This is a genomic window from Acinetobacter sp. YH12070 (assembly GCF_013419625.1).
In the GTDB taxonomy this organism is placed as follows: domain Bacteria; phylum Pseudomonadota; class Gammaproteobacteria; order Pseudomonadales; family Moraxellaceae; genus Acinetobacter; species Acinetobacter amyesii.
The window spans coordinates 1-6,286 of sequence record NZ_VOZT01000095.1 but is presented as its reverse complement, the minus strand read 5'-3'; the positions used below and the strand labels follow the sequence as shown (position 1 = coordinate 6,286).

The 6,286-nt window shown below is 37.3% G+C and carries 9 protein-coding genes and 1 pseudogene; 5 read left to right on the top strand and 5 right to left on the bottom strand.

Features of this window, described 5'->3' with window-relative positions; genetic code table 11:
• Window positions 1-71 precede the first annotated feature (71 nt).
• Window positions 72-419, top strand: a complete 348-nt coding sequence (locus tag FTU17_RS16505; RefSeq protein WP_257227417.1) for a hypothetical protein — start codon at window positions 72-74, stop codon at window positions 417-419.
• Between the two features lie 173 nt (window positions 420-592).
• On the opposite strand, the gene FTU17_RS16500 is transcribed toward FTU17_RS16505, so the two are convergent.
• Window positions 593-907 carry a hypothetical protein gene (locus tag FTU17_RS16500; RefSeq protein ID WP_070155405.1) on the bottom strand — a complete coding sequence of 105 codons (315 nt, stop codon included), beginning with the start codon at window positions 905-907 and terminating at the stop codon, window positions 593-595.
• A 2-nt stretch (window positions 908-909) separates the two neighbouring features.
• Complete coding sequence (locus tag FTU17_RS16495; RefSeq protein WP_070155403.1) at window positions 910-1,323, bottom strand: hypothetical protein; 414 nt, start codon at window positions 1,321-1,323, stop codon at window positions 910-912.
• 210 nt (window positions 1,324-1,533) lie between these two features.
• On the opposite strand from FTU17_RS16495, the gene FTU17_RS16490 reads away from it, so the two are divergent.
• The gene (locus FTU17_RS16490) at window positions 1,534-2,859 is read left to right on the top strand and encodes an ISNCY family transposase (RefSeq protein WP_180025629.1); all 1,326 of its coding nucleotides are present in this window, start codon (window positions 1,534-1,536) and stop codon (window positions 2,857-2,859) included.
• Window positions 2,860-2,943: 84 nt separating this feature from the next.
• On the opposite strand, the pseudogene FTU17_RS16485 reads toward FTU17_RS16490, so the two are convergent.
• Window positions 2,944-3,039 (bottom strand): annotated as a pseudogene (locus FTU17_RS16485) (transposase domain-containing protein); the annotation flags it as partial.
• Window positions 3,040-3,127: 88 nt separating this feature from the next.
• Between FTU17_RS16485 and FTU17_RS16480 the strand changes: the two are divergent.
• The 3 genes from FTU17_RS16480 to FTU17_RS16470 are packed head-to-tail and all read left to right on the top strand — an operon-like array spanning window position 3,128 to window position 4,099.
• Window positions 3,128-3,451, top strand: coding sequence for a transcriptional regulator (locus tag FTU17_RS16480; protein WP_104505828.1), 324 nt, complete (start codon window positions 3,128-3,130; stop codon window positions 3,449-3,451).
• Window positions 3,432-3,746 (top strand): DNA-binding transcriptional regulator, encoded by a 315-nt coding sequence (locus FTU17_RS16475; RefSeq protein ID WP_104505827.1) that lies wholly within the window; start codon window positions 3,432-3,434, stop codon window positions 3,744-3,746. Before FTU17_RS16480 ends, FTU17_RS16475 begins: the two co-directional genes overlap by 20 nt.
• Before the next feature lie 38 nt (window positions 3,747-3,784).
• Window positions 3,785-4,099 (top strand): hypothetical protein, encoded by a 315-nt coding sequence (locus FTU17_RS16470; RefSeq protein ID WP_104505826.1) that lies wholly within the window; start codon window positions 3,785-3,787, stop codon window positions 4,097-4,099.
• A gap of 699 nt (window positions 4,100-4,798) precedes the next feature.
• Here FTU17_RS16470 and FTU17_RS16465 read toward each other — a convergent pair.
• Both FTU17_RS16465 and FTU17_RS17780 read right to left on the bottom strand, forming a co-directional pair.
• Window positions 4,799-5,299 carry an META domain-containing protein gene (locus FTU17_RS16465; protein WP_074163995.1) on the bottom strand — a complete coding sequence of 167 codons (501 nt, stop codon included), beginning with the start codon at window positions 5,297-5,299 and terminating at the stop codon, window positions 4,799-4,801.
• A 2-nt stretch (window positions 5,300-5,301) separates the two neighbouring features.
• Window positions 5,302-6,286, bottom strand: a 985-nt coding sequence (locus FTU17_RS17780; RefSeq protein ID WP_349665759.1) for a S1 family peptidase, incomplete at its 5' end; no start/stop codon positions are given.

Sequence of the window (6,286 nt, the reverse complement as noted above, 5' to 3'; positions counted from 1 at the left end):
AATCATTTGAATGATTTCTTCTTGGTCTACGTGCCATAAAATACTCCATATATTGATGTTTATAACATCATTTGAGGAGCAGAATATCACTTATAGGAGTTGTTCAAATTTACGGATCCATCTCTAAAAAGATAGAAGAGAAAACTAAAGATATTAATGAAAAAATTCAAAAATTGGATTTAGCTATCCAAGAACTAATAGAAACTACAGACAATTTTTTTATTAATGATAAGTACTATGGAATTGAATGTGCTTTTATTTTAGACCATGCACTAAATATTAAAATGCACTTTTTCAACAAGTATCCAGCATTTGCACCACCTCACTTACGAGGAGTAGAAAATTATGATCGAATTATACATATTAGAGAAAATAATCCTGAAGATAAGCTAGAACAAATTTCTCCTCTTAAAGACTAAATTTTCTAATCGCGTACTTAGAAGCCCCTATTATTTAACATAATGGCTGTTATACGAGATGAAAAAACCTAGGCACTGGCCTAGGTGTTAAATTAAAAAAATACATAAAAATTAAGGCTATAGTCTCAATTTTTCAACTTCGTATAACGTGTATTATGTTAATTTTAGAAGATCTATACAATTCTGTACTTTTTCACAATCATAGAAAAAGCAAATAAAATACTTATCCAAAATAAATAATCAATAAAAAAATTGAGAAAAACAAATTGATCCATGCCGATGAAAATAAATAAAGGATTGATACTTATACTTCCGACTGGAGAGGTTTCACCATCTATAAGGAACTGGAGAGGAAATCCCCCAGCTATGACTTTAACTTTTTCAAGCTTATCTACAACTATGCGAGCAACTAATATATTTTTTTGATAAAGCAAAGATACGTAAGTCAAAATAATCGCTAAAAAATTAAAATATAATATTTTTTTCATAACTATTCTTTATCTTTTAAGTTAATTAAAAACAGCCAATAACATAAGCCAGGAAATAGAGCCAGAAAGCTAGCCCATGTATTGGTATACATCTTCCACCAATCTTCAGCAATCTTTCCAGTATGCCCCCATCCTAAAAGAATAAAAAATGGAGTAGCAATAATTAGAGAGGTAATACAGATGGTTAATAAATTAAGACTGTTATAACGATTTAAAAGAATTGAGAATATGTAGCTAAAAGGCACAGTCAAAATACAATAAGCCAAGTAAATAAGACCGTGTCCTACAAGAACTACGAAAATCGAGTATAGGCTGTATTCGTGATTCACTGCGATAAACAGGACTGTTGTTAAAAAAAGTAAAGGTAAAGGAGCAAGTAAGAGTGCTTTTACTATTTGTTCATTTGAGTATTTCACTAATTTAATTCTCTTATCTACTCAATAAATAATAATACTATAACGATTTTATTGGAGGTTTTTTGATTCTATTTAACATAATGGCGGTTATACGAATTGAACGTGTAACTCCAAAATAGAAATGTCCGGTTTCTCCAAAGTAAAAATGTCCGCTTTTAGAATATGCACTTTTGCAATTTCGTTAGCGGACGGTTTGATATGTTGGTGTCTATGTCGGATAAAGAACTTAAACGATTGTCGGTCGTGCAGGAAATCTGCGATCAACGCATAACTCAATCCCAGGCTGCTCAGCTACTTCATATTTCAGAACGTCAGATCAGACGCTTACTGCAGAAATACAAAGCTCAAGGTCCCGCTGCATTAGCCCATGCCGGTCGTGGCCAAATCAGCAATTCCAAACTTCCTGAAGAACTCAGACTCAAGTGCCTCAATATTGTTTCTGACCAACTCCATGGTTTCGGACCCACTTTAGCGCATGAAAAGCTCACCACCGTACATGGATTCGATCTTTCAGTAGAAACCCTGCGTTCCTGGATGATTGCAGCTGACTTATGGATTCCTCGATCCAAGCGCCTGAAACGCCCGTATCAGCCTCGTTACAACCGGGATTGCTTTGGTGAACTGATCCAAATTGATGGCTCATATCATGACTGGTTTGAAGGACGCGCTGCTAAATGCTGTCTGCTGGTGTTTATCGATGATGCTACAGGAAAATTGCAGCATTTACGCTTCTGTGAATCAGAATCAGCCTTTGATTATATGATTTCAACACGCTTGTATGTTGAGCAGCATGGTAAGCCGTTGGCATTTTACAGCGACAAACATTCAGTCTTCAGGGTGAATCAAAGCAGCAAGAAAGACACCAAGATTACCCAGTTTGGACGCGTACTCAGTACCCTGAATATCGATATCATCTTCGCCAATTCACCACAGGCCAAAGGCCGTGTGGAACGTGCCAACAGAACCCTTCAGGACCGTCTGATCAAGGAGATGCGTCTGGAAGGTATCAGCTCGATTGAGCAAGCTAATGCCTGGCTACCCTGCTTCATTGAGCAGTTCAATCAGAAGTTCGCCAAGATGGCTTTTAATCCTAAGGATCTACATCGGCCTATCACTGAAACAGCCGAAGAATTAGATGATATTTTTACTTGGCGTGAACCCCGCAGAGTCACGAATAGCCTGACGATTACTTATGATAAATGCGTATATCTCCTGGAAAACACCGAAGAAAATCAAAGGTTGATCGGTAAGTATCTTGAGTTCCTGGAATACCCGGATGGTACAGTCGCGATTGAATATCAGGGAAGAAAAATCAATTACAGCATCTTCGATAAATTAAGTCAGCTTAACCAGCGAGAGATTGTTGAGAATAAACGTTTAGGTGCAGTTCTCAATCATATTCAACAACAGCATGAAGAATTGGAACAGCAAAACAAACGTAATCGTTCTCAATCTATGCCAAGCAGACGTGCACAGAAGACAGTAATCAAAGAACGAAATCTGAATCCTGTGCTTGACTTGGAATTGTCCATATAGGACATTTCTATTTGGTTATTAGGTAGGACATTTCTACTTAGGAATAACAGAACGTAAGCGTCCGCTGAACCCCATGCCTATTTTTTAATTCGGTTCAGGTTTCCAGCGGTGTGGTAGCAATTCTTCAATCTGAGTCACTTTATGTGTCGGCAACCTTTTCAGCACATCACTTAAATAGGCATTTAATCCTGAGAACTAAGAATTATCATTTAAAAATACCACAAAGTAGTATAAAATAAACTACTACAAGGTAGTATGAATGCAATCAATGTATACAATATGTGAGACTCCATTATTTACTAAATACTGTCTTGTTTATTGGACTCAGGAAGAATATGAGGAATTCAAAACATTCTTAGCATTAAATCCTGAAGCAGGAGATGTAGAGCCTAATGCAGGTGGTATTCGTAAGATTAGATGGACTAGCGGTGGTAGAGGTAAAAGTGGTGGTGTCAGAGTCATCTACTTTAATCGTTTAGCAAATGGAGAGATTTGGTTATTAACCTTGTACAGTAAAAAGCAAACTGTACAGCTTAGTAAGAAGACTCTTCAAGCATTAGTGGAGAAACTAAATGACTCGTTTAATGACTGAAAAAGAACTTGAGGCTTTTGAAGCAACTAGGGATATTGAAGCTGAAATATTACAAGGCATCGACGATATGCTTACTAGTAATGCAGCGAAAAGAACCGTAATCACTGAGACAGATGTAGCGTTAGCTCGTAGAAAGGCTCAACTAACACAAGATCAGTTTGCTAAGATTCTTGGCGTATCAAGACGTACTCTTGAATCATGGGAACAAGGTGCGAGAAGACCATCAGGAGCAGCAACATCCCTTATTCGATTATTTATTGTTGATCCAAAATTTGTAAAAGAGAGTCTGGCTTAATTTAGACAGCTCTCTACTATATTTATTTAAGGTTTTTTATGAAGCACTTAGGATTTGTGGGAAAAAGTACTGAATATTTAGGGTATACCCATATTGAAATTATCAATAGCTCATTACGCTTATCTTTCAATATTCCATCAACAAAAGATCTAGAAGAAACCTTTAAAAAGATAGTCGAAAATAACTATGATTTACTCATGGAAACATCAGCAGAAATCGAGTTCGAATTAGAAAGTGAAACGCTAGCAAAGATAGAAACCATCATAAAAGAAAAAGGGATTGAACTTGATGAGTTTGTTCAAAATGCGCTGATTAAACTTATCAACCAAAATGAATTGGCTAAGACTGATTAGACCTTAAATGCAGACAATAAAAAACCCCAGCATCCTGCCGGGGTTTCTCATATTGGGTTGCTAGGTATGACTCCTGTCTTACCTCACGCTCCTGGTGCGATCTTTCTTATTCTTGTTGTTTGGAACTTCCTGTTCCTGATGAGTTCATCATAGGAAAATTCCACTGTTCCTGGTAGCCGCAAAGAGCCGAGATTGTTGTGCGCCAGGGCGTACAAAATAGCCTAAATTTTATCCACAGCCATTGGGGATAGTTTCGGATCCTGAAAGCCGATGAAATGGGCACTGATTGCCAAATTGATCGTTTTTTAATCAAATTTACTGGCAAAATATTACAGATCTGCTTAAAAACTCACCAACTTATTACAAAAGCCGATTTTTTGCTTTTTCTTAGTCATGGCTAAATTTTCAAGTGATTGATATTTATATTAATATACAAGTGTATTGCGTATAACCACCATTATGTTAAATAGGGAATTCAAAGCTCTTTCTAAGAGTTGGTATAGTGGTAATACTTATTGAGTGCGTAAAAGAATTAGATTAATAAAATACTCAAAAGAAAAATAGTAAAAGGGAACTTACAGAAAATAAGTTACCGGCTCTTAAAATTATATTTAAACAAAGAAGCCCAACTAAATGATTGGGCTTCCTCATATCTAACTTTACCTTATGATTTTCATCAGTGTACTGCAAGAATTTAGACTACTTGTTGACTTGAACACCTTTAAAAATCAATTTCTCTTTTTTTTGTGTTTCTATAAGCAGTTGTGCCTGCCCCTTACGAGATTGAAGATATAATGTGGGAGCATTCACCAGAATATCTATCATCGTACTTTCACGTAAGTTGATATCATCAGGACAGCCCATCATTGTGGCAACAATTGGTTGTTCAGCATATAAATGATTGCCCTTAAAATGAATACCAATCGAATTTATATTACAAAACAAATTCCCAATATACAGCATCTTTTCTGCAAATTTTAGCGTGATAGGTTGGTCAGGTTTTGAAGCCAGAAATAATGAATCTATACGTTCACTATTAGCATTTGTTGCCTCGATTAATTCCCAAGAAAATTGCGCCAAGGTCTGCTCACTAAAGGACATCACTTGTAATTCTTGTATCTTGGACTGATCGGCTGATGAAGGCTTATGACAAGCGCTCAAAAGTCCAACGACGAACATCAGTATAAATATTCTAGTCATCGTTATTGTCCGTATAATAATGAGTAACCCTCTTTATAGAGTTCATCAGTAGACATATAGGTCATATATCCATTAGGTTTGGCGGCACCTCCGCAATACCCCTGACCTTTCATGGAAGAACTCCATGTGCCTTGATAAGTTGCAGTAGATAATAACCCTGCCGCCACACTTCCAATAAAGATTGGACCACCACTATCGCCACCCCAACAATCCAACGTTGGACCTGAAACTTTTACCCATGTTGCATTACACACACCTGCCCCTGATGGTCCACATTTATTGTCAGTACCAAATGCTTTAAATGCGGTCGACTGAACCGTACCACAACTATAACCAGTTTTCATTCCATAATGACAGACATACGTACCAACAGGTGTGTTACCTTGTGTACGTCGACCAGTTAGAGTTTTGACCACATTGTCACTGGCGAAAAATTCTGGGTTCAAGGTATGTGTAGATGATACTAAACTCATGGTTTGGAAATCCTGACTACCATTCCAGAAGTCTCCCACAAAGGTTAGTGCAATATTATCATTGCCAGTTGTCTTGCGGTCATCTACAGTAATTTTGTAATTCTTACAGTGAGCCGCTGTGGTCGCAAATTTTGTACCCGCAGCGTTTTTCACATTAAAACCTGTTGTACAATTATAAAAAGTGGTTGAAGTTGTACTATCCGCCATCAGCATGGTTTCTGCTGCCCTTACTGCGGCACTATGTCTTAATGGAATATTAGTGGTCGTTACTTTAAGTGGGACATTGGTTAATGTTCTAGGTTTTTCACTGCTCAGTAATTTCAAACCCTGTGTTTGGTTGGTTGCAGTATGCTTTGGATCATAAAGCTCTAAATCAATGCTATTTTCGGCACTGTTGCAAATAGTCGGTGGTGATAAACTTATCATCCCCTTTTGCTGATGGAGCTGCACATGAACCCATTCAAAGGCCGGCATTTTCAGCGTGACATCATTCTGTGGGCCGTACGCTGGTACT